18 protein-coding genes and 1 pseudogene are annotated in these 22661 nt (G+C 74.3%); 9 read left to right on the forward strand and 10 right to left on the reverse strand.

Translation table 11 applies throughout. The features are described from left to right. Window positions 1-78 precede the first annotated feature (78 nt). Entirely contained in the window at window positions 79-1305 is a 1227-nt protein-coding gene (locus J5Y04_RS42570; RefSeq protein WP_245206253.1) for a hypothetical protein, read from the forward strand. A 104-nt stretch (window positions 1306-1409) separates the two neighbouring features. Here J5Y04_RS42570 and J5Y04_RS44085 read toward each other — a convergent pair. From J5Y04_RS44085 to J5Y04_RS37615, 4 genes and pseudogenes are all read right to left on the reverse strand, one after another. Further along, window positions 1410-2021 (reverse strand): annotated as a pseudogene (locus J5Y04_RS44085) (tetratricopeptide repeat protein); the annotation flags it as partial. Window positions 2022-2054: 33 nt separating this feature from the next. Beyond that, the gene (locus J5Y04_RS37605; RefSeq protein ID WP_209417032.1) at window positions 2055-2291 is read right to left on the reverse strand and encodes a hypothetical protein; all 237 of its coding nucleotides are present in this window, start codon (window positions 2289-2291) and stop codon (window positions 2055-2057) included. Between the two features lie 69 nt (window positions 2292-2360). Continuing rightward, a complete protein-coding gene (locus tag J5Y04_RS37610; protein ID WP_209417033.1) occupies window positions 2361-2657 on the reverse strand; it encodes a hypothetical protein in 297 nt (98 codons plus the stop codon). A 144-nt stretch (window positions 2658-2801) separates the two neighbouring features. Then, a complete protein-coding gene (locus tag J5Y04_RS37615; RefSeq protein ID WP_209417034.1) occupies window positions 2802-5186 on the reverse strand; it encodes a tetratricopeptide repeat protein in 2385 nt (794 codons plus the stop codon). A 197-nt stretch (window positions 5187-5383) separates the two neighbouring features. Here J5Y04_RS37615 and J5Y04_RS37620 point away from each other — a divergent pair, with 197 nt between their 5' ends. Both J5Y04_RS37620 and J5Y04_RS37625 read left to right on the forward strand, forming a co-directional pair. Next, window positions 5384-6145: an SOS response-associated peptidase gene (locus J5Y04_RS37620; protein ID WP_209417035.1), complete on the forward strand. Its 762-nt coding sequence runs from the start codon at window positions 5384-5386 to the stop codon at window positions 6143-6145. A 287-nt stretch (window positions 6146-6432) separates the two neighbouring features. Further along, window positions 6433-7227 carry an alpha/beta fold hydrolase gene (locus J5Y04_RS37625; protein WP_209417036.1) on the forward strand — a complete coding sequence of 265 codons (795 nt, stop codon included), beginning with the start codon at window positions 6433-6435 and terminating at the stop codon, window positions 7225-7227. Window positions 7228-7279: 52 nt separating this feature from the next. Here the strand turns inward: J5Y04_RS37625 and J5Y04_RS37630 are convergent, their stop codons facing one another. From J5Y04_RS37630 to J5Y04_RS37645, 4 genes are all read right to left on the reverse strand, one after another. Further along, window positions 7280-9562: a trehalose-6-phosphate synthase gene (locus tag J5Y04_RS37630; protein ID WP_209417037.1), complete on the reverse strand. Its 2283-nt coding sequence runs from the start codon at window positions 9560-9562 to the stop codon at window positions 7280-7282. Window positions 9563-9858: 296 nt separating this feature from the next. Next, a complete protein-coding gene (locus J5Y04_RS37635) occupies window positions 9859-10800 on the reverse strand; it encodes a carbohydrate kinase family protein (protein ID WP_307853510.1) in 942 nt (313 codons plus the stop codon). A gap of 255 nt (window positions 10801-11055) precedes the next feature. Then, window positions 11056-11922: a haloalkane dehalogenase gene (locus J5Y04_RS37640; protein WP_209417038.1), complete on the reverse strand. Its 867-nt coding sequence runs from the start codon at window positions 11920-11922 to the stop codon at window positions 11056-11058. A 99-nt stretch (window positions 11923-12021) separates the two neighbouring features. Further along, window positions 12022-12843 carry an SDR family oxidoreductase gene (locus tag J5Y04_RS37645; RefSeq protein ID WP_209417039.1) on the reverse strand — a complete coding sequence of 274 codons (822 nt, stop codon included), beginning with the start codon at window positions 12841-12843 and terminating at the stop codon, window positions 12022-12024. Window positions 12844-12940: 97 nt separating this feature from the next. Here J5Y04_RS37645 and J5Y04_RS37650 point away from each other — a divergent pair, with 97 nt between their 5' ends. Both J5Y04_RS37650 and J5Y04_RS37655 read left to right on the forward strand, forming a co-directional pair. Further along, window positions 12941-13612: a TetR/AcrR family transcriptional regulator gene (locus tag J5Y04_RS37650; RefSeq protein ID WP_307853511.1), complete on the forward strand. Its 672-nt coding sequence runs from the start codon at window positions 12941-12943 to the stop codon at window positions 13610-13612. A gap of 273 nt (window positions 13613-13885) precedes the next feature. Further along, window positions 13886-15037, forward strand: coding sequence for a substrate-binding domain-containing protein (locus J5Y04_RS37655; protein WP_209417040.1), 1152 nt, complete (start codon window positions 13886-13888; stop codon window positions 15035-15037). A 168-nt stretch (window positions 15038-15205) separates the two neighbouring features. Here J5Y04_RS37655 and J5Y04_RS37660 read toward each other — a convergent pair whose 3' ends face one another. After that, the gene (locus J5Y04_RS37660) at window positions 15206-15991 is read right to left on the reverse strand and encodes a sugar phosphate isomerase/epimerase (protein ID WP_209417041.1); all 786 of its coding nucleotides are present in this window, start codon (window positions 15989-15991) and stop codon (window positions 15206-15208) included. A 9-nt stretch (window positions 15992-16000) separates the two neighbouring features. Then, window positions 16001-17971, reverse strand: coding sequence for a DUF2264 domain-containing protein (locus J5Y04_RS37665; protein ID WP_209417042.1), 1971 nt, complete (start codon window positions 17969-17971; stop codon window positions 16001-16003). Between the two features lie 340 nt (window positions 17972-18311). Here J5Y04_RS37665 and J5Y04_RS37670 point away from each other — a divergent pair, with 340 nt between their 5' ends. The 4 genes from J5Y04_RS37670 (at window position 18312) to J5Y04_RS37685 (ending at window position 22631) form a co-directional block, all read left to right on the forward strand. Further along, window positions 18312-19658 (forward strand): ABC transporter substrate-binding protein, encoded by a 1347-nt coding sequence (locus J5Y04_RS37670; RefSeq protein WP_209417043.1) that lies wholly within the window; start codon window positions 18312-18314, stop codon window positions 19656-19658. Further along, entirely contained in the window at window positions 19655-20638 is a 984-nt protein-coding gene (locus J5Y04_RS37675) for a carbohydrate ABC transporter permease (protein WP_209417044.1), read from the forward strand. Before J5Y04_RS37670 ends, J5Y04_RS37675 begins: the two co-directional genes overlap by 4 nt. Then, window positions 20635-21537 carry a carbohydrate ABC transporter permease gene (locus J5Y04_RS37680; protein ID WP_209417045.1) on the forward strand — a complete coding sequence of 301 codons (903 nt, stop codon included), beginning with the start codon at window positions 20635-20637 and terminating at the stop codon, window positions 21535-21537. Before J5Y04_RS37675 ends, J5Y04_RS37680 begins: the two co-directional genes overlap by 4 nt. A gap of 113 nt (window positions 21538-21650) precedes the next feature. Continuing rightward, entirely contained in the window at window positions 21651-22631 is a 981-nt protein-coding gene (locus tag J5Y04_RS37685) for a hydroxyacid dehydrogenase (protein WP_209417061.1), read from the forward strand. Window positions 22632-22661: the final 30 nt, after the last annotated feature.

The following is a 22661-nucleotide window of genomic DNA, read 5'->3' on the forward strand; positions in this document are numbered from 1 at the left end:
ACCCCCCGCGGGCCCCGCCCGCGGGGGGTGACATCGGCGGCCGGGCCCGCGCATGCTGGAAGCAGGGTCCGTACAGCCATGGGCGGCATCGCCTGGTCCCGCCACCGCGTCGCCCACGAGGGCCGCAAGGTGATGGAAATGGGCGATCACGACACCAGCGACAGGCACGACGGCAAGGCCGGCGGCCAGATCTTCGACGCCTGGGACATCTTTCCCCTGGCGGCACTGATCGCCCTGGTCTTCTACTGCGCAGAGTTAGGCGAGAAGTCCTTCTGGGGCGCCCTCGGAACCGGGGTCCTCGTCGCCATCGCCTCGGGGCTGACCGGCGCGCTGCTCGGATTCCTCTTCGGAATACCCCGGAGCACCAGGGCGGGGCCGCACGAGAACGGTGGGGATGCGGAGGCCGACGGCGACAGGGGGTACCGTCCCAACACCAATCTCGAAGACGTCTCCGACTGGCTCACCAAGATCATCATCGGCGTCGGGCTGGTTCAGCTCGGCAACTCGACGGGGGCCCTGGGCCGACTGATCCGCACGGTGAGCGAAGGCCTGGGCAGCGGGGCGGCGGCGCGGGTGGTCGGCGGATCCTTGATGATCATCTTTGTCGTGTTCGGATTCCTGAAGTCCTACCTCTGGACCTACACCGCGGTGACCGACTACTTCCGCGGCAGCTACCGCAAGATCGTGTCGGACGTCGCCGACACCATCCAGCAGGGGATTCAGGACCAGGCTCACGCGGACGCCCTGGCCCATCTGCTCGTCGGGCGTGTGCTGGACCCCCCACCGGGGACTCCGGCGGTGTCGCAGCAGGACCTTGAGGATGCCATCGACAAGGCCACGCCCGAAGCCCAACTGCGGATCTTCGGCAGTGCCCGCGTGCGGCGACGGTCCACATGGAAGACCGACAAGGTGCGGATGGCCCAGACCATCCCGGTCTTCCGCGCATTGATCAAGGTGGACGCCGAGAACAAGTTCCACCAGCCTCACGGGCAGCTCGGCTATGCACTGAAGGACCAGAGCATCCCTGACTGGCAGTCCGCCCTGGCGGAGCTCTCCACGGCCATCGAACGCCGCGGTCCGGCGCTGGAGAACGGATGGCCCCTCTACGAGTTCAACCGCGTACTCTGCCTCGTCCATCTCGACCCGGCCCGGGAGGGACCCTCCCCCGGCCCCACCCGTGACCAGGTGACGGCGGACATGGACGCCATCCGGCAGACCCTCCCCAAACTTCTCCGGAAGCTGGAGCAGGACCCCGAGGTCCAGGCCTGGATGGCGAGGAACACGCTCCAGGCCGCCGGTATGTGAAGACGGGGCGGGACGCGGAGCCCGAGCCGGCCCCGGCACGTGGCGGGGAGGTCAGTCCAGGTTCCCAAGGAGGTCGTGCGTCTCCCTGTCTGCGGGTGGTCCGCCCCGAGGAGGCGCACCTGGCGCCGGTGGACGGCGTCGAGGATGGCGCCGGCCTCACGGGGACGCCCCCGCTGGGCGATGACCCGGGCGAGCAGGACGGTGGAGTTCATCGTGCCCGGGTAGTCCGCGCCGAGCAGCCGCGTCCTGACGCTGACGACGGCGCCGAGCTCCTCCTCGGCCTCCGGCAGCCGCCCCTGCAGGGCCGTCACCCACGCCAACCGCTCGCGGGTGGCGAGGGTGTCGTGGTGCTCCTCGCCGAACAGGCCGCGGCGGATGGCGAGGATCTTCCGCAACTCGGTGTCGGCCTCGCGGAGCCTGCCCTGCTGCCCGGCCGTCCACGCCAGCCGGTTGCGGCTGGCCAGCGTGGCGGGGTGGTCGAACCCGAAGACGGCAGCCCGCCCGTCGCAGGCGGTCCGGAACATCGCCTCCGCCTCGCTCCACCGCTTCTCCCGACCGGCCACCCGGCCGAGGGCGTGGTAGGTCTCCAGCGTGTCCGGGTGCCGGGCTCCGAGCGTGGCCTCCTGGACGGCCAGGACGGAGCGGAGGGCGGCTCCGGCCTCCGCGTAGCGCCCCGTCTCCGCTGCGAGGTAGGCGCGTTCGGCCGAGGTCCGCAGCGCCTCGGGTGCTTCGGCGCCGAGGTGCTCGGTCTACTCGGCCAGCAGCAGGCGCAGTCCGGTCCCGGCCTCCTGCCAACGGCCTTGCAGGGAAAGGCTCCGGCCCAGCCAGTAGCGGAGTCCGAGGACCTCCTGGTCGCCGGCCGGGAGCCGGCTCACGGCGGCGGGGGCAGCGCGGGCGGCCTCCTCGCCCAACGCGGCGGGCCAGGCCTCCGGCGCGAACTCGCCCGCCGCCGCCCCTGCTTCGACGACCACCTGCCGGAACTGCACGCCGGCACGCGCCGCCGGAGACCGTCCGGGCCGGGGGCGGGGACGGTCCCCCGGACCTGAATCCACGGCCTACGGGTTCTCGTCGATCAGTTGCGCGCTGACGATGTGCGACCTCACGTCGTTCCTGGTGCGTTCCGCGAGCCCGGAGTCGGGCGAGTACGCGCTCACCGTGACCCAGAGGTTCCCCTGCTGCGGGACGCAGACCACGTTGGCGATCACATCGCCCGTCCCGCCGATCACCTGGTAGTCACCGTCACCCGCGAGGTCCCACACCTGGAAGCCCTGTGCCTGCAGCGCGTCTTGGGCGAAGCTCAGGCCGACGCCGAGGCTCGCCGCCTTGTTGAAGGTGCCCCAATGCGCATACATGTGCATCTCCCTTCGCGAGGGGCCCGGGATACGTCCCGTCCCTTCAGTATCGCGCCGCCGACGCTCCGCAGGCATGGGACCACTGCCTCATTTCCACCCCCGCATCAGCGGGTCGGGAGTGCCCGGGCCCGGCCTCGCGGCGCGTCAACCCAGGCCCCCGATCAGCTCGTACGTCTCCCGGGTGTGCGGGTGGTCCGCCCCGAAGAGGCGCACCTGCCGCTGGTGGACGCCGTCGAGCATGGCCCTGGCCTCCGCGGGGCGCCCGCGCCGGGCGATCACCTGGGCGAGCAGGACGGTGGCGTTGAGGGTTCCGAGGTAGTCCGCGCCGAGCAGCCGCGTCCTCGCGCTGACGACGGCGCCGAGCTCCTCCTCGGCCTCCGGCAGCCGGCCGTCCAGGGCGACCACCCAGCCCAGCCGCTCTCGCGTGGCGAGGGTGTCGTGGTGCTCGTCCCCGAACAGTGCGCGACGGATGCCGAGGATCGTCCGCAGCTCGGCCTCCGCCTCCTGGCGCCTGCCCTGCTGCCCGACCGTCCAGGCCAGGCGGTTGCGGCTCGCCAGCGTGGCCGGGTGGTCGATGCCGAACACGGCGGCCCGTCCGTCACAGGCGGTGCGGAACATCGCCTCGGCCTCGTCCCAGCGCTTCCGGCGCGCGGCCACCCGGCCCAGGGCGTGGTAGGTGTCCAGCGTGTCCGGATGCCGGGCTCCGAGGGTGCGTTCCTGGGCGGCCAGGACGGAGCGGAGGGCGGCACCGGCCTCCGGGTAACGCCCCAGGTCTGCCACGATGCGGGCGAGTTCGCCCTCGGTCCGCAGCGTGTCCCGCGCCTCGGCGCCGAGGTGCTCCACCTGGGCGGCGTGCAGCAGCCGCAGCCCGGTGTCGGCCTCCTGCCAACGGCCTTGCAGGGAAAGGCTCCGGCCCAGCCAGTAGCGGAGTCCGAGGACCTCCTGGTCGCCGGCCGGGAGCCGGCTCACGGCGGCGAGGGCAGCGCGGGCGACCTCCTCGCCCAACGCGGCGGGCCCGCTCCACTCGTAATAGTCGGTCAGGGTGCCCGCGGACCGGGCGATCCGGGTGAGGTCCCGCGGGCCGAGGCTGTCCGCGGTGGTGTTCAGCAGAGCCCGGAAGTGCGGTGCCAGGAGGCGGAAGGCCGGCCAGTCCGACGGCCGGTCCTGTTCGAGCTTCGCCAGCGCCTCGGTGATCAGGTCGGCGGCCGTGGAGCCGATCGCCCCGGCCACCTGGCGGCCGGCCCTGCGGTCGGCCGCCAGGTGCGCGCGGCTGACGTCGGCGACCACGGGGTGCAGGATCAGGGCACGGTCGTCGCCGTCTTCCGAGGACACCGGCAGCCGGCTCACCAGGCCGAGCCGGATGAGCCCGCGCATGCCCTGTTCGAGCCAGATGACCTGCTCCGTCGGCGTCGCCGCCTCCGCCGGGAGCAGCCGGGCGAGGAGCCCCACCTGCAACAGGTCGTCGGGGATCGGCGTCGCCGCGCCGAAGCAGGAGAGCAGCCTGAGGAGGGTACGGGCCTGGGGCACGCCGTAGCGGGCCAGGGCGTCGAGGGACGTCTCCCAGGTGTACATGACGGTGGACCTGGCGTCGCCGCTCAGGTCCGGATCCGGCGTCAGCAGGTCCATCGACTGGGGCGAACCGTCCAGCGCCCGCTGGTAGTCGGCGAACCTCCTGGTCAGGGCGAAGTCCGAGCCGAGGTAGCTGCCGGCCAGGTGCAGGGCGAGCGGCAGACCGCCGAGCCGTTCGCCCAGGCTCGCCGCCTCCTCCTCCGTCCCGCCGTGCGGGGCGAGGTCGCGCAGGATGCGCCCGGCGTCGGCCGGGCCCAGCCGCTCGACCCTGCGCATCAGGACGCCCCTGCCCCAGGTCGCGGCGTCGACCTGACGGGTCGTCACGACGACCAGGCCGGTGCGCGGCACCCTCAGCCAGCCCGTCCCGTCGGCGACGCTCGTGGACCCGGCCGGGGCGCCCGGCACGGCGAGCGCCTGCGGGGCGTCGGCGTTGTCGATGACGAGCAGCCAGCGGTGCTTCTCCCGTTCCAGAACGGCCCACAGGGCGTCCGGTGCCTGGGGCGTGCCGGAGGCGATGGCCTCCTGCTCGGCCACCGAGGCACCCAGGACCCTGGCGACCGCCAGCATCCCGGCGATCAGGCTCCCCGGCTCGGCGGCGGACACCCACCACACGTGCCGGCGGATCCCGGCCTGGACGCGCTCTGCCAGGGCCGCCGCGATCGTCGACTTGCCGATCCCGCCCAGGCCGGCGAGGACGACCACCCGGCCGACCGGCTTCTCGGCCAGGCCGACGAGTTCGCGCAGTTGCTCCTGCCGCCCGCGGATCTCCGCCGGCAGGCTCCGCACGGGTGCCAGGACCGGCACGGTGGCCGGGCCGGGCAGGGCCCGCTGCTCGGACTCCCCGGACGTCCGGCCCGGCCGGCGCTCGCGGATCTGGAGTCGCAACTGCCAACTGGTGAGCCCCAATGCGAAACATCCGGCGAGCGTTCCCCCGGCCGTCCAGAGCAATCCGGCGTCCATGACCGGACACGCTACTCCGACTCCTCGACTCCGGGGAGTGAACGGCCACGGCCGGGGCGGCGGGGCAACCGGAGCGGCCGGCCGGGGCGGTCGGCCGGGGCGGCCGGTCGGTCGGGCCGGGTTCCGCACCGGTCGCGACACGGTGGACCTGCCGAAATGGACCGCCCCGGCCGCCCGACGGTGGCAGAGTGGCGGGTATGTGCGGCCGATTCGTCTCCACCTCGACACCCCAGGACCTCGTCGAACTGTTCGGGGTGACCCGCTGGACCCCGGTCGAGTCGCTGGCGCCGAGTTGGAACGTGGCGCCCACGGACACGGTGTGGACGGTGCTGGAGCGCGTGGACCACGAGACGGGTGAACTTGCCCGCGGGCTGCGCCCGGTCCGCTGGGGGCTCGTGCCGTCCTGGGCGAAGGATCCGGCCGGCGGGGCACGGCTGATCAACGCCCGGGCCGAAACGGTCCACGAGAAGCCCGCGTTCCGTACCGCTTTCGCCAAGCGGCGCTGCGTGATCCCGGCCGACGGCTACTACGAGTGGGTGCCCGTGCCCGCCGCGGACGGCCGCAAGGCCTTCAAGCAGCCGTACTTCCTCCACCCCCGCGAGGGCGGGCCGCTGGTGATGGCGGGGCTCTACGAGTTCTGGCGGGACCGCTCCGTCCCCGAGGACGACCCGGCGGCGTGGCTCACCACCACCACGATCATCACCACCGACGCCACCGACGCCGCCGGCCGGGTCCACGACCGGATGCCGCTGACCATCGCGGCGGACGACCTGGACGCCTGGCTCGACCCCGAGCACACCGACCCGGCCGGGCTCCGGCGGCTGCTGCACACCCCGGCCGGCAACGAGCTTGCGGTGCGGCCGGTCTCCACCGCGGTGAACAGCGTCCGCAACAACGGGGCCGCGCTGCTGGACGCCGTGCCCGACCCGGTGGGACACGGCGACGCGGACGGCGGGTGACGGAGCCGGCGGGAGACGAGGCCGGCGGGAGACGAGGCAGGTCCGCGGCCCGGGTCGACCGGGCGGACGGGTTGAGCGGCCGGCCCGGGTTGAACGGGTGTCCGCGTTGAGCGGCCGGCCCGGGTCGACCGGCTGGCCCGCGGACGTCCTGGCGGTCAAGATGAAGGGGAAGCCCCTGTTCCGGTAGCGCCGCAGGGCCCCGCCCGGCTCACGCCTGGGGGCCGCACGGCGGGGACCGCATCGCGGTGGACCGCACCGCCGTCCGGCGCGCGGAGGAAGGACACCCGATGGACATCGCGTGGGACGTCCTCACCTCCGGGCCCGACGACGCGGCGCAGAGCGTGCTCCTCCTGCCCGGCGGGCTGTGCGCCGCCGGCTCGTACGCCGAGCTGATGGCCGAACCCGCACTCGCCCGGACGCGGCTCGTCGCCGTGACGCTGCCGGGCCACTGCGGAACCGCGCCGCCCGAGGACTTCGCCATCGGTACCCTCGCCGGGCACGTCGGGCGGCTGGCCCGGGAGCAGGCCTGCGACGTGGTCGTGGGGTTCAGCATGGGGGCCACCGTCGCGGTGGAGCTGCTGGCGACCGGCACGTTCACCGGGCCCGCCGTACTGCTGGGCATCAGCCTTTCGCCCCAGGACGAGCCCCTGTTCTTCCGCGCGTTCTGCCGCCTCGGCGACGTGCTGGGCGCGCTGCCGTCCGCCGCTTTGCTGAAGCTCATGGGTCCGGCCTCCCGCGGCATGCGCGTGCCGCCGGAGCGCCGGGCCGAACTGCTCGCGGACCTTCGCCGCAACGATCCGCACGTGATGCGCGGGATCCTCAGCGGCTACCTCGACCACCTCGGCGCGCACGAGCAGCCGGCCGCGCGTCTGTGCGGCACGGGGGTGCCGGTCTGGGTCGTGCACGCCGAGAAGGGCGACGGCGCGCTCACCCCGGACGAGCGGCGCACGCTGGACGCCTGTCCGAACGCGACGGTGGTCACGATCCGGGGCACCAGCTACTTCCTGCCCAACGAGGAGCCGCGGCGGATCGCGGAGGTCGTCGCCGCGGCACTGGCGGCGGCCGGGCCCGGCCGCCGCTGAGCCCGCGCGGCGTGGGCGGAGCGATGTGACCGAGCACCGTGGCAGAGCCACGTCACCGTGCGCCGACGGCCAGGGCGTCGGCGTCCTCCTGGCGACCGGCCGGGAGGTCGGCTGGGGGGTCGGCCGGGAGGTCGTCCCCGCGGATCGCCGCCGTGATCTCGGCGGCCCAGTCGGCGGGGTGGTGGTCGCCGAGCAGATCGGCGAGGCGTGCCAGCCGGAGGCGGCGCTCCTCCGGCCCGAGGGCCAGCGCCCGGTGGAGGGTGTCCGCCAGGTCCTCCGGTGAGTGGGGGTCGGTGAGCAGTGCCGCGCTGCCGAGCTGGGTGGCGGCGCCGGCGTGGCGGGAGAGCACCAGGACCCCGGAGCGGCCGACGGCCCGGTGGGCGGCGATGAACTCCTTGGCGGCCAGGTTCATCCCGTCCTGCAGGGACGTCACCCAGAACACGTCGGCGTCGAGGTAGTGGTCGACCACCTCCGTGAACGGCAGGCTCTGCGGCAGGTACTCCACCGGCTGCCAACCGTTCCTTCCCCAGGCCCCGTTGACCTCGGCGATGCGACGTTCCAGGGCCCGCCGGGTCGCGTCGTACGAGGTGATGCCGGGTTCGGGAGGCGGGCAGACCAGCCGGAACCGCAGCCGTCCCCGCAGTTCGGGGCGGCGGGCGAGCAGGGCCGCGACGGCCTCGACCTTCTGGACCGGGGCCTTGGCGTAGTCGAGGCGTTCGACCGAGAGCACGAGCGGTCCGCCGGCCGTCCCGCCTCCGGGCCTGCGGGTGCGTGCCCGTACCCGGGCGCGGGCCCGGTCGCGGGCGGCGGTACGAGCCGCGGTACGAGCGGCGGTGCGGGCGCTGGCGCGGGCCGCTGCGGCGACGGCCTCGCGGTCGATGCCGAGCGGGTGGACGCCGACCCTAGGCGTGCCCGGGGCTCCGGCGAGGGCCCCCCGGAAGTGCCCGGCGAAGGTCTCGGTGTGGAAGCCGGCCCAGTCCAGGCGGCTCAGGGAGGCGCGGACCTCGGCCGCGGTGGGCAGCGCCGCGAAGATCTCCGGTGCCGGGAACGGGGTGTGGTGGAACAGGCCGATCCGCAGGTCGGGGCGGAGCGGGCGGAGGAGCCCGGGGACCAGCCAGAGGTTGTAGTCGTGCAGCCAGACCGTGGCGCCGGGCGCGGCACGGGCGGCGATGTGGTCGGCGAAGCGCGCGTTCACCTCGCGGTAGCCGGCCCACGTGGCCGGGTCGAAGCGCAGCCGCTGGGGCTGTGACATCAGGACCGGCCAGAGCGTCTCCTTGCAGGCGCGGTGGAAGTAGGCGGCCCATTCCGCGGGGCTCAGCGGCACGAAGGAGAGCGGAAGCCCGGTACCGTGCCCCTCCAGGCGGGCGGGGCGCGCGTGCGGCCCGAGGACGGCGGCGGTGGCCCAGACGGCCTGAGGGTTGGCAGCGAACAGGCTGCGCAGGGTGGGCAGGATGCCGTTGGGGCTCGCGGGCGGGCTCCAACCGCCGGAGGTCAGGTGGACCGGCGGGCGGTGGTAGCCGACCACGAGCGGGTAGTCGCGTTCCACCCAGCCGAGGTCCTGAAGGGCCGCCAGGATGCCGGCCGCGCCCGGCCGGTCGGGCCGGTGGACGGCGGGGCCCTCGGGGACGGCCGCGAGCAGGGCTGGTTCGGCGTTGCCGACGATCACGCCGTGCGCGCCGAGCCCGTACAGCGACAGGTCGTTGAGGGAGTCACCGGCGACCAGGACGGACTCCATCGGCCAGCACTGTTCGGCGGCCAGCGCAGCCAGGGCCTTGCCCTTGCTCGCACCGGTCGGGAGCACGTCGAAGTAGCGCTCCGCCGAGTAGAGCCAGGTGCAGCCCAGGGCTCCTACGGCGTCGGTGAGTTCGCCGGTCAGTTCCTCCGGGCGCAGGTGGAACGAGCAGCGGCCGTCCTGGACCACACCGTGCTGGTAGACCAGCGCCGGGAACCGGCGTAACGCGGCCCGTACGCGCTCGGCCCCGGGCCAGCCGCTGCGCAGCCGGCGTTGCAGGCCCGCGACGGGGGTCTGGTCGGTGCCGTCGATGACGCTCGCCCCCACGTCGGCGATGATCCAGCGTGGCCGGGGCACCAGCGGATCCCGGAGGGCCTCGCGCACCGAGGAGAGCCCCCGGCCGGTCGCGAAGACCACGGTCACCTCGGGATGCCGGGCCAGTGCGGCGTGCAGCCGGCGGCGGTCGGCCCGGTCACCACCGAGCAGGGTGCCGTCCAGGTCGGTGACCAGGATCCTTTCGGGGCGCCCCTGTTGGGGCGGTGCGGCGGCCGCGTGCGCGGTCCTCCGCCCTGCCGTCCGCCGATTCGTCTCCGGTGCTGCCATGCTGCCGCCCCCTCGCCGATCGCCATGTGGAGCTGCGCCCCGGCCGTCGGACCGGGGCGCAGCTCAGATCAGGATCATCGGACGCTAACACGAACCCATCACCGGGTGAATCGGGCGTGACACGGTGTGCGACGCACGGGGTCGCGCGCCGGTGGTGCGCCGTCCGCCCGTCCGTGCGCCGGGCGCTCTGCGGTGGCGCGACGGCGCGTGGCGCCACGACTGATGGCGCCACGACCGATGGCACTACGACTGATGGCGGGCGGGTCAGTGGTGGGAACGGTCAGCGGTGGGGTCGGTCAGCGGTGGGGCAGTCTGGCGAGCCACTCGCGCAGCCCGGCGGCGTCGGGGGCATGGCCGGAGCCCGGACCGCTGGTCGCCGCAGCGCCACAGGCGACGGCGGCGGCGAGGCAGTCGGGCAGCTCCCCTCCCGCGAGGTGGGCGTGGAGGAAACCGGCGTTGAAACAGTCGCCCGCGCCGGTGGTGTCCACGACCTCGACCGGGACGGCGTCGAGGTCGTACCGCTTCCCGTCGCGGACGGCGCACGCCCCCTCGCCGCCGCGCTTGACCACCACGGTGCGGACCAGCCCGGAGAGCAGGTGCAGGGCCTCGTCCACCGTTCCGGCACCGGTCAGCCGCAACGCCTCGCCCTCGTTGGGTGCGAAGACGTCCACCGCTGCGAGCACCTCGCGGACGTACGGGGTGTCAAGGGTGCCGGGCATGTCCTGGCAGTCCATGAACACCTCCGTCCCGAGCTGTCGGGCCGTCCGGAGAGCGCCCAGCACGTCTGGTCCGTACTGGAGTTGAGGCAGGATGAGCGTTCTCGGCCGGTGCTCGCGCAACAGGCCGGCCAGCGGCTGAGCCGCGGTCGCGTCCTGGTAGCTGACCATGGCCCGGTCGCCGGGGGACGACAGCGCGACCGTGACGCTGCGCAGCGGGCCGGGGTGGTGACGGAACCCGGTCTCGTCCAGCCCCTCCGCCCGAGCGGCGGCCAGCACCTGCCCGCTGAACAGGTCGGTACCGAAGTCGGTGGCCCAGACCACGTCGTGGCCCAGCCGGTGCATGGCCATCGCCGGGGTGAACGCCCCTCCGGGCACCAGGTCGAGCGCCTCCGCGAACACCTCCGTCCCGGGCCGGACGGGCCGGGCCAGGCCCCTGAAGACCAGATCGGCGAAGTAGGCGCCGACGACCAGCACCTCACGCCGCCCCGGCGTACCGTCCGCGGCCTGTGCCCGGTCCACCGGCCCCGCCCCCTGCCCGCTCCACATCATCCGCCCGTCGCCTTCCCGCCGCTGACCGTCAACCGACAGTCCACCCCTCCCCGGATTCCCCGTGCCCGACGCACCGGGATTCCCCGTGCCCTATCCACCAGGTTCGCCACGCCCGACGCGCCGGACGGCTTGTTCGACGCGGCCCGGGACGGCTCGACCACGTGGGCGGCCCCGCGCCGGGAGCGTCACGCTCCACCTCCGGCGGGTGCCGGACGGCGTTCTCGCCTACCGGTCACGGAGGCCGTGCCCGTCCGCCCAGGCCGCGACGGCCCCGGCGATCAGCAGCGGGTGGTCCTCCGGCGTGTGGTGCCCGGCGACGGCGTCGAAGCTCTCGACCGTCAGGCCGGCGATGTTCGCCTCGCACCACGCGATGGTGTCCTCGTGCACCATCGTCCCCGGCCCGGGGGCGAAGTTGATCATCAGTTTGGGCACCTCGGCACTGGCCGCGAGCCACCGGTCGTACGCCTCGATGCGCGCGACGACCTCGGCGGGCTCGCCGCCCAGCGGCATCGAGCGCGGCCACTGAAGGAGCGGAAGCCGGCTCTCGCGGGTGGGGTACGGCTTGAGGTAGACGTCGAGGTCGCCCGGGGCGAGTGCGGTGGCGACGGTGCCGGGCAGGCCCTGTTCGAGGAAGAGGTTGTCGTCGAGGATCATCGACTCGCCGACGCCCTCCGTCTTGATCGCCCGGAACAGCTCCCGCCCGCCCTCAGGAAACTCCTCCCAGGCCATCGGCTTGACGATGGTCTCGGTGAACGCGACGCCCCGCACCCGGCCGGGGTGGCGCGCGGCCCAGTCGAAGGCCAGGGCGCCGCCCCAGTCGTGCCCGACCAGGATCACGCCGTCGAGCCCGAGCGCGTCGAACCAGGCGTCCAGGTACCGCGCGTGGTCGGCGAAGGTGTAGTCGATGCCGGGCTTGCCGGACCCGCCCATGCCGATGAGGTCGGGAGCCAGCAGCCGGCCGTCCCCCACGGCCGGCATGACGTGCCGCCACAGGTGGGACGAGGTGGGGTTGCCGTGCAGGAAGACGACCGGCGTCCCGGTGCCGGACTCCCGGTGGTGGATGGTCGAGTCGAGGATGCGCTGAACGGGCATGCTGCTGTCCTTTGGTGGGGCGGGGCGGGGTGGGAAGGGCGAGGCGGAGTGGGGCGGGGTGAACGGTGAGGGCGGGCGGCACGCGACGGGAGCGCCTACTCACCGGAAGGCGGCGGCGTTGCGGACGGCCCACGCGGCGAAGGTGGTGGCGGGCCGGCCCAGCACGCGTTCGACGTCGGGGCTCACCCGCTGCTCGTCCGCGGTCGGCTCGCCGAGGATGGCCAGGGTGCCCTCGACCACGGGCAGCGGCATGAACCGCGACATCAGGCCGTGGGCCTGCTCGCGGGTCTGCTCGGTGAAGTCGACCGGCTCGCCCAGCGCGGCCGCGATCGCCGCGGCCCGCTCGCGCGGGGTGGTCGGCGCGGGGCCGGTCAGCGTGTAGGTGGCGCCCAGGTGGGCCTCCCCGCTCAGGGCGGCGGCCGCGACGGCGGCGACGTCCTCGGGATCGACGAACGGCAGGCCGACGTCACCGAACGGCGCCTCGGCCGCCCGCCGGGTGCGGACCGACTCGGCCCAGGCGAAGGCGTTGGTGGCCATCCCGCCCGACCGCAGGATCGTCCCGTCCAGCCCGGATCCGCGGACGGCCTCCTCGAACCGGGCCGGGTGCCGGTACGCCTCCGGGCGGGTGCCCGCCCCCTGGGAGGAGAGCAGCACCACCCGGCGGATCCCGGCGCTCTTCGCCACCGCCAGGATGCCGTCCGGGTCCTCCCCCGCGACCAGCAGGAACAGCCCCCGGGCTCCGGCGAACGCGGCCCGCAGGCCGTCGGGCTCGGCGAGGTCGCCGGCCACCGCCCGCACGCCCGGAGGCACGTCGGCACCGGTGATCTGCCGGGCGACGGCGGTCACCGGCGTCCCGGCCTCGCTCAGCATCCGCACCAGTGCCCGCCCGACGTTCCCGGTCGCACCTGTCACCACGATCATGTCGGCCTCCCCGATCAGTTGTGAGTTAGTTGCCTGACTAACTCCGTCGAGCCGAAACCGTAGCAGCCACGACCGGCGCCGGTCTACAGTTAGTCGGGTGACTGACTCAATGGATTCCCGGCAGCCCTCCTCGAAGACCGCCGCCGAGGCGACCGGTACCGAGGCGATCGGCACCAAGAAGAGCGCTGCCAAGAAGAGCGGTGCCAAGAGGACCGCCGCCGACAAGCGGCAGCGACTGACGGCCGCCGCCGCGCGGGTCCTGCACGAACAGGGCGTCGAACGCACCACCATCGCCGACATCGCCCGCGCCGCCGACGTCCCGACCGGCAACGTGTACTACTACTTCAAGACCAAGGACGACCTGGTCGGCGCAGCCCTCTCCGAGCACACCGGCCACCTTGAGGCCCTCACCGCCGAGCTCGACCGGCTCGCCGACCCGCGCGAGCGCCTCAAGGCGCTGGTGACCGCCTGGGTCGGACAGCGCGACACGGCCGCCCGCTACGGCTGCCCCACCGGCACCCTCGCCGTCGAACTCGACAAGCGCGAGGACGGCGGCCTCGACGTCGCGGTCGGCCAGGTCATCCGGCAACTCCTACGGTGGGTGGAGGAGCAGTACCGGCAGCTGGGCGCCGCCGACCCGGAGGGCCTCGCCGTCACCCTCGTCGCCGGCTACCAGGGCATGTCCCTGCTCTCCAACGCCCTGCGCGACCCCGAGATCATGACCCGCGAAGGGGCCCGCCTGATCCGGTCGATCGACGCCCAGGACTGACGCCCCCGGATCCGCCCGCCCGTCAGGCCCCGGCGGTACTGGCGGGCGGACACGCAGGCACGCGGGCAGACTGGCGCGGCGGACACGGCCGACAGAGCAGACGGGACAGGCAGAGCGGACAGGACACCGGCCGTCCGATATGGTTCGCGGTCAGCCGACTGCGCAGCACGGTCCACCACCAGTACCTCCCCACCAGCCTTTTGATCGCTTTTCGATCGTGCGATACGATTCGATCGACAATCGAGCGTTCGTCGAGCACCAGAAGGAGACGTCATGGCCGTGTCGGCGGAGAATCGTCGCGCCCGCATCCTCGAAGTGGTGCGCGAGCTCGGCACCGTCCGGGTGGCGGACCTCGCGACGCGCCTCGACATGCCGACGGTCACCGTCCGCCGGGACGTCGCGACCCTGGCCGAGGCCGGTCTGCTGCGGCGCTCGCACGGCTCGGCCACCCTGCCGGACACCGGCGCGGCGGGCTCCGCGGGCGGCGGACTGCCCGGTCTCGCGGGGCCGGCCGGCGTCACCGGAGCGGCCGCCGGGGCGGCGGGTGTGCCCGACGGCCGCGGCCGGGTCATCGGCATGATGGTGCCGACCGTCGGTTCGTACTTCGACGAGATCATCGAGGGCGCCCGCTCGGCCGCCACCGCCGCCGGCGCCCGCCTGGTCCTCGGCATCTCCCCGTACGAGGCCCGCGACGACCGCGGCCAGGTCGCCCGCACGCTGGAGTCCGGCGTCGACGGCCTGCTGCTGACGCCCAACTGGCTGCCCGGCGGCCCCGCCGAGGAGAGCGACTGGCTCAGCGGGCTGCCCGTCCCGGCCGTGCTGGTCGAGCGGCGCGCCGCCCCCGGCAGCGCCGCCGCCGAGCTCGACGCCGTCGGCTCGGACCACCGGCACGGCGTCCTGCTCGCCCTGCGCCACCTGGCCGGGCTCGGCCACCGCACCGTGCTGCTGGCCGCCCGGAACGACACCTGGACGGCCCACGAGGTCCGGACCGGCTACGCCGAGGCCGTCCGGACGCTCGGTCTCGAAGCCCGGCCGCCCCTCGACCTGCACCACCCGGGCAGCAGCCCGCTCACCCCCACCGACCCCGAGTGGGTGGCCGACCAGCTCGCCATCGGCGCGCAGGAGGGCGTGCGCGCCGTCCTCGTCCACAACGACCGCGACGCCATCCAGCTCCCCCCGCTGCTCCGCGCCCGCGGCCTGCGCGTCCCCGAGGACATCGCGCTGGTCTCCTACGACGACGTGTTCGCGGCCCTCACCACTCCGCCGCTGACCGCCGTCGCCCCGCCCAAGCGCGCCGTCGGCGCCGTCGCCCTCGACCTGCTCCTGCGCCGGCTCGGCCCGGCCGACCTGCCGGCCCATCACATCGGGCTGCTCCCCACCCTCAAGGTCCGCGCCTCCTGCGGCGCCCTCACCCCGCAGGACTGACCCGGCAGGACTGACCCGGCAGGACCGCCCCGGGCGGCAACGCCCGTCCGCGCGTCCTCGGCCCCGTCCTCGGCGCCGGCCCCGCTCTCGGCACCGGCGCGCACACGGGCGGGCGGCGGCGCCCCCGCCCCGGCGGTCAACGCCCGTCAACTCCCAGCCGCCGCCCCGTCAACCTCCCGCGCGCAGCCCCGCGAGCAGTGCCGCGCCCGCGCCCAGCAGCGGCGGGAGCGGGGCGGCGGCGGGGTGCCAGGGGGCCTCGTACTCCCAGGCGACCCAGGCCCCGGGCGGGAGCAGGCGCACGCAGTCCGCGACCGGCAGGACGCCCGCCCCGAGCGGGAGGGGGGTGAGGTCCCCGGCGCCGGCGATGTCCTTGACCTGGACGTGCCCGAGGTGCGGGGCGAGCGCGGCGTACGACTGCGCGGGCGTCTCGCCGGCGAGGTGGGTGTGCATGAGGTCCCAGAGCGCGCCGACCGCCGGGTGGGCCACCCGGTCCAGCAGGCGGCCGAGCCGGCGCCCGCCGCGGTGGGAGTCGTGGGTCTCGACCAGCACCCGGACCCCGAGCGCCTGCGCCTGCGCGGCCACCGCCGTCAGCCGGCGGACGGCCCGGGCGTCCGCCTCCCCCGGCGGTCCGTCGCCGCCGTGCGGGAACACCCGGACGGCGGGCGCGCCGAGGTCGGCCGCCAGGCGCAGCGCGGTCCGCAGCCCGGCGAGCACCGGAGCGTCGTCGCCGGGTGCGGCCACGCCGACGTAGGAGGCGAGTGCGATCGGGGTGACTCCCGCCGCGCCGAGCGTGTGCACGGCGGCGCGCCGCTCGTGGGCGGTCATCGCCGGGTGGACGGTCTCGCCGTCGGCGCAGCGCAGTTCGAGTCCCTGCCAGCCGTGTTCGGCGGCCAGCCGGGCGGCCTCGACGAGCGGGAGTCCGGGCACGCCGAGGGTGGAGTAGGCAAGTGGCACGACGGCTCCTCAGACGGGACGGACGGCGGCGGAACGGGTGCCGAGCCGCGCCTCGTGCGCGGCACCGTCCGGCCAGCGCACGGTGATCCGGTGGCCGCCGTCCACCGCCTCGGCCCGGACGGCGAGGGACCCGAGCGCGGTGCCGCCCGCCCCCGGCCTCGCCTCCGCACCGTCCGCCCCCGCCGTCCGGTCGGCGGCGAGCCGGCTCGCGCAGACGAACAGGGCGGGCCCGTCCCCGGTGGTGCCGGTCGCGAAGGGGACGGCGGCGCGCGGTCCGAAGGCCGTCCCGTCGGGCGCCTCGTCGACGCCGACCCGGTGGTAGCCGTGGACGGCCCTGAGCTCCGCGGCCAACGCGCCCGGCCGGCCCGGCCCGCCGTCGGCCCGGGCGCCGGCGAGCGGTCCTTCCGTGCTGCCGGCCACCTGCTCCCCGGCGACCGCCCAGCCGCTCTGCCGCACCTCGGTGCCGGGGGCGGCGCCCGTGACCAGGTGGGCCCGGACCTCCTCCGCGCCGTGGGCGAGGGTGAGCGAGGTGACGGTGACGCCGGGGAGTTCGCGTCCGTCGATCCGGGGCCGGTGCTCGGAGGCCGCCCACCCCGCGCCGACGCCCAGCGGCGTGATCGGGCCGCGCTCGCTCGCCCGACCGGCGGCCAGCAGCGCGAAGTGGTTGTCGGCCGTGCCGGTGACCGGCCCGGTGGCGGTCGAATGGGCGAAGCGCGCGTACAGCGGCTGGTCGGGCAGGACGCCGTCGGGCGGCTGGTCGTCGCTGCCGTGGTTGTGCAGCCGCACCAGGCCGTCGGCGGCGGTGGACTGGACCAGCCATCCGGGCCCGGGCAGTGGGACGACCGCGTCCGCGGTCTCGGCCGGGCCGGGCAGCTCGGTGTCGGTCCAGACCGGGTGGTCGGCGGGGAGCAGCAGTCCGAGGAAGCCCTTGCTCGCCCAGTACGGGGAGGCCGGGCCGGAGTACTCCTGGACCAGCGGCGGGTAGGCGCCGTACCAGCCGAGGGAGAGCAGGCCGTCCGGTCCGACGGCGCCGCGGTCGACGAAGTGGCGCAGCGCGCCGGAGGCGAGCCGGCGGGTCGCGCCGGGGAGCAGCGGGGTGTGGCCGGTGAGCGCGCCGGCCCAGAGCGGGGCGGCGGCGGCGAACCGGTAGGTGAGGGAGCGGCCCTGGTGGACGGGGGCGCCGTCGGCGCCGAAGAGCCGGGTGTAGCCGTCGAGGTGGGCGGCGAGCCGGGCGCCGTAGCGGGCGGTGAGGTCGTGGTCGCCGGCGAGGTGGGCGTGCAGGACGGGGTAGAGGTGCAGGGCCCAGCCGTTGTAGTGGTCGAAGGCGCGGGGGCGGCCGTCGGTGTACCAGCCGTCGCCGGCGTACCACTGCTCGATCCGGTCGAGTCCGCGGTCGACGGCGGCGTCGGCGGCCTCGGTCTCGATGCCGGCCTCGGCCAGGAAGCCGCCGACGGTGAGGGGGAAGAGCCACCAGTTGTTGTCCACGGGGGCGCGGTGCAGGGCTTCGGCGAGCCAGCCGCCGGCGCGTTCGCGGACGGAGGGGTCGAGGCGGTCCCAGAGCCAGGGCCGGGTGAGCCGCAGCGCGGTGGCGATGGAGGCGGCTTCGACCATCGGCTGGGTTCGGTCGGCGATGACGCCCCAGGACCGGTCGTCGCCGTCGGCGAGGTCGCGTTCGGCGGTGGGGCGGCGGGTGCCGGTGTCGAGGCCCTCGGCGTAGCGCTCCAGCAGGCCGCCGGGGTCGGCGCCGCGGGCGCCGGCGACCCGGAGGGCGGCGAGCAGGAAGGTGCGGGCGTAGCCCTCCAGGCCGTCGGCGCGCCTGCCGGAGACGCCGGGGCGCGGTCCGGGCAGGTTGATCAGCGCCTGGCCGGGCCCGGCGTAGGGGCGGACGGCGGCGAGCAGGGCGTCGGCGACGGCCTCCCAGTGCGCCCTCGTCCACCCGGTGTACGGGCTGGTGCGGCGGTCCTCGGGTGGGAGCTGCATGGCGGTGTCCTCCGTCGCTGGGTCGGCGGGCCGAATCTAGGAACTTCTCGATCGGGAGTCAATCCACTGGGTCGAATGACCATCGAATGAGTCATCGATCGTTATTCGATCGCGCGGGAGGATCGGCCCGGATGCACCTCCACGCCTTCAACTCACCAGATCAGCGAGCATTTACGGGCTGCTAGACCGGACCGTCGAGACCGAATCGTTTCCGATCGTTCGATCCAAATGCCTTGACTCTGATCGAATGCCAGCCCAGGATGGCGTCACCCCGCCCGGCCATCTCCCGGGTCCGTGGGCCCCCTCCGGCGTCTGCCATCCCCCATCCAGGAGCTGTGCCATGCCATCCCCCGCACGCCACCCCCGCAGAGCCCTCCGACTCACCGCCGCCGCCACCGCCGCCGCCCTGTCCGTGACCCTGCTCGCCGCCTGCGGCAGTGACGGGAAGCAGGACCAGGACGCCGAGGCCGGCGGCAAAGGCCAGCCCGTGACCATTACCTTCTGGGGCTGGGCCAAGGGCACCAAGGACGTCGTCGCCGCCTTCAACGCCTCGCACACCGACGTCCAGGTCGCCTTCGAGGAGATCCCCTCCGGCGTCGCCGGCGGCTACGCGAAGATCGCGAACGCGGTGAAGGCCGGCAACGCCCCGGACGTCTTCAACACCGAGTACCAGCAGCTGCCCGACTTCGTCAGCCAGGGTGCGGTCCAGGACATCACCCGCCTCGTCCCCGCCGCCCTGAAGGCGAAGTACCTCCCGCAGCCGGTCGAGCTGACCACGCTGGACGGCAAGAACTGGGCCCTGCCGCTGGACGCCGCCCCGCAGGCCTTCTACTACCGCAAGGACCTCTTCGACAAGGCCGGCCTCACTCCGCCGAAGACCTGGGACGAGTTCCGCGCCACCGCGCAGAAGCTGAAGGAGGCCCAGCCGGACACCCGGATCGCCACCTTCTTCCCCGACGACCCGAGCACCTTCGAGGCGTTCGCCTGGCAGGCGGGCGCGCACTGGTTCGGCACCTCCGGCGAGGCCTGGACGGTGGACATCAGCAGCGCCACGACCAAGCGGGTGGCCGACTACTGGCAGCAGCTGATGGCGGAGGACCTGGTCCGGGTCCAGCCGTCGTTCAGCCAACAGTGGACGGCCTCCCTCCAGAAGGGCGAGACCGCCGGCTACCTCGGCGCCTCCTGGGGCGGCGGCGTGCTGAAGAGCACCCTGCCCGACGCCTCCGGCAAGTGGGCCGTCGCGCCCGTCCCGACCTGGGACGGCAACCCGGCCAGCGGCATGGTCGGCGGCACCACCTTCGCCGTCTCCAAGGACAGCAAGAAGGCCAAGGCCGCCGTCGAGTTCGCCTCCTGGGCCACCACCACCCCCGAGGGCGTCAAGGCCCGGATCGCCTCCGGCACCTCGTCCTCCTTCCCCGCCTCGCCCGAGCTGGTGCCGGTCGCCAAGGCCGCCTTCAACACCGACTTCTACGGCGGCCAGGACGTCTACGCCCTGTTCGGCGACGCCGCCAAGTCCGTCAAGCCGTCCTGGACGTGGGGCCCGACCATGGGCGCCACCAACACCTCGCTCAAGGACGGCTTCGCCAGGCTGACCGCCGGCGGCAGCCTCGCCCAGAGCGCCGACACCGCGCAGCAGGCCACCGTCGCCGAGCTGAAGAACCGCGGGCTCAAGGTCGCCCAGGGATGAGCGACACCACCCTCCGGGCGGCCACCCCCGGAATCCCCGAAGTGCCCGAAACCCCCCAAGCCCCCGGCCGGGCCGCCACCGTCAGGCGGCCCGGGCGGCACGGGGCGGCGGCGGTGCTGCTCACCCCGTTCCTGGCGCTGTTCACCGCCTGCACGCTGGTCCCGATCGGGTACGCCGTCTACCTGAGCCTGTTCACCGAGCACCGCTCGGGTCTGGGCTTCGGCGGCGCCGAGACGGTCTTCACCGGCCTCGGCAACTACGGCCGGGCGCTCGGCGACCACGCCTTTCGCGACGGCCTGCTGACCACCGCCGAGTACTGTCTGGTCTACATCCCGGTGATGATCGGCCTCTCGCTGGTGCTCGCCCTGCTGCTGGACTCGGCCCTGGCCCGCGGCCGCCGCTTCTTCCAGCTGGCGCTCTTCCTGCCGCACGCGGTGCCCGGGATCATCGCCGCGCTGATCTGGATGTACCTCTACACCCCCGGCATCAGCCCGGTGATCGGCGCCCTGGACGCCGTCGGCCCGAAGATCGACCTGCTCGGCCTCCCGCTCCCCGCCGTCGTCAACATCGCGGTCTGGGAGTGGACCGGCTACAACATGGTGATCTTCTACGCCGCCCTCCAGGCCGTGCCCCGCGAGGTGCTGGAGGCCGCCGTGGTCGACGGCGCCGGCCCGCTGCGGACCGCCCTCAGCATCAAGATCCCGCTGATCCGCGCCTCCGTCGTGATGGTCGGCCTGTTCACGATGATCGGCTCGCTCCAGCTCTTCACCGAACCGATGATCCTGCACGACGTCTCACCCGGCGTGATCTCCACCTGGACGCCCAACATGTACGCCTACACCGCCGCCTTCGCGCGCGGCGACTACGGACTGGCGGCCGCCTCCTCGGTGCTGCTGGCGCTGTTCGCGGCCGCGCTCTCCTTCGTGATCACCCGCGTCACCGGCCCACGCGCCGCGCGCCGGACGGAGTCCTCCCGATGAGCGTCCTCGCCCCCGCCCGCCGGCCGAAGCCGGCCCCCGCCACCACGGCCCGGCCGCCCCGCCGTCCGTGGACGCTCTCCAGGGCCGCCGTCAACGGCGCGCTCGTCCTCGCCACCGCCTACACCCTGCTCCCGCTGGGCTGGCTCCTGACCGCCGCCGCCAAGAACACCGGCGACCTGCTCGGCGGCGCCACCCTCACCCCCTCCCGCTGGCACCTCGGCGACAACCTCCGCCAGCTCGCCACCACCGGCGACGGCATCTACTTCCGCTGGTACCTCAACTCCCTGCTCTACGCCGGGATCGGCGCCCTCCTCTGTGCCTTCGTCTGCATCGCCGCGGGCTACGCCTTCCACGTGTACGCCTTCCGCGGCAAGGAGAAGCTGTTCGGCCTGGTGCTGCTCGGCGTCCTGGTGCCGACCACCGCACTCGCCCTGCCGATGTACCTGCTCGCCTCGAAACTCGGCATCGTCAACAGCTTCTGGGCCGTGTTCATCCCCTCCCTGGTGAACCCCTTCGGCGTCTACCTGGCCCGGGTGTTCTGTGCCGGCTACGTGCCCGGCGAGGTCCTGGAGGCCTCCCGGATGGACGGCGCGGGCGAGCTGCGCACCTTCTGGTCGATCGGCCTGCGGATGGTGATGCCCGGGTACGTGACCGTCTTCCTCTTCCAGTTCACCGCGATCTGGAACAACTTCTTCCTGCCCCTGGTGATGCTCTCCGACAACCGGCTGTTCCCGGTCAGCCTCGGTCTCTTCACCTGGAACAGCCAGACCCACGCCTTCCCCGAGTACTACCCGCTGGTGGTGACCGGCGCGCTGCTAGCCGTCGTCCCACTGGTCGTCGCCTTCGTCGTCCTCCAGCGCCACTGGAAGGCCGGCCTCACCGCGGGCGCCGTCAAGTGACCCACCGCCCCACCGAAGCCGAACGGGAGTTCCCCGTGCCCACCTCCGCACCCCTTCCCCCCGCGGCCCCGCCGCACGGCGCCGTACGGCACCGCCCCCGCGCGCTGCTCGCGATGGAGCCAGGCCTGGCCGGACGCCTCATCGACGCCGGCACGATGGCCCGGCTCACCGACCTCGCCGAGCTCCAACCCGCCCTCGTGGTCGACGACTTCACCACCCCCGAGGCCGCCGCCGCACTGCGCGACGCGGAGGTGATCGTCAGCAGCTGGGGCTGCCCCCTGCTGGACGAGGCCGTCCTCGCCGCCGCGCCGAACCTGCGCGCCGTCATCCACGCCGCCGGCTCCGTCAAGCACCACGTCACCGACGCCTGCTGGGAACGCGGCATCGCCGTGACCTCCGCCGCCTGGGCCAACGCCCTGCCCGTCGCCGAGTTCACCGTCGCCGCCGTCCTCTTCTCCAACAAGCAGGTCCTCCGGCTCCGCGACGGTTACCGTGAACGCCGGGCCGACTACCACAGGCAGGCCGCCTTCGACGGCATCGGCAACTACCGGCGCACGGTCGGCATCATCGGCGCCTCCCGGATCGGCCGCCGCGTCCTGGACCTGCTCCGGCCGTACGACCTCGATCTGCTGCTGCACGACCCGTACACCGCCGCCGACGAGGCCGCCGCCCTCGGCGCCCGGAGCGTCGGCCTGGACGAACTCTGCTCCACCGCCGACGTGGTGAGCATCCACGCACCCGAACTCCCCGAGACCAGGCACCTGATCGACGGCCGGCGGCTCGCCCTGATGCGCGACGGCGCCACCCTCGTCAACACCGCACGCGGCTCCCTCGTCGACCAGGACGCGCTCACCGCCGAACTGGTCGCCGGCCGCCTGGACGCCGTCCTCGACGTCACCACCCCCGACGTCCTGCCCGCCGGCTCGCCGCTCTACGACCTGCCGAACGTCCTGCTCACCCCGCACGTCGCCGGCTCCCTCGGCGGCGAACTCCACCGGATGGCCGCGGCCGCCGCCGACGAACTCGCCCGCTACACCGAGGGCCTGCCCTTCGCGCACCCGGTGCGGCCGGAGGAGGTCCACCGCACCGCGTGACCGCGCCCGCCCGCAAACACCCTCCGACGC

The organism is Kitasatospora sp. RG8, assembly GCF_017813315.1.
In the GTDB taxonomy this organism is placed as follows: Bacteria; Actinomycetota; Actinomycetes; order Streptomycetales; family Streptomycetaceae; genus Kitasatospora.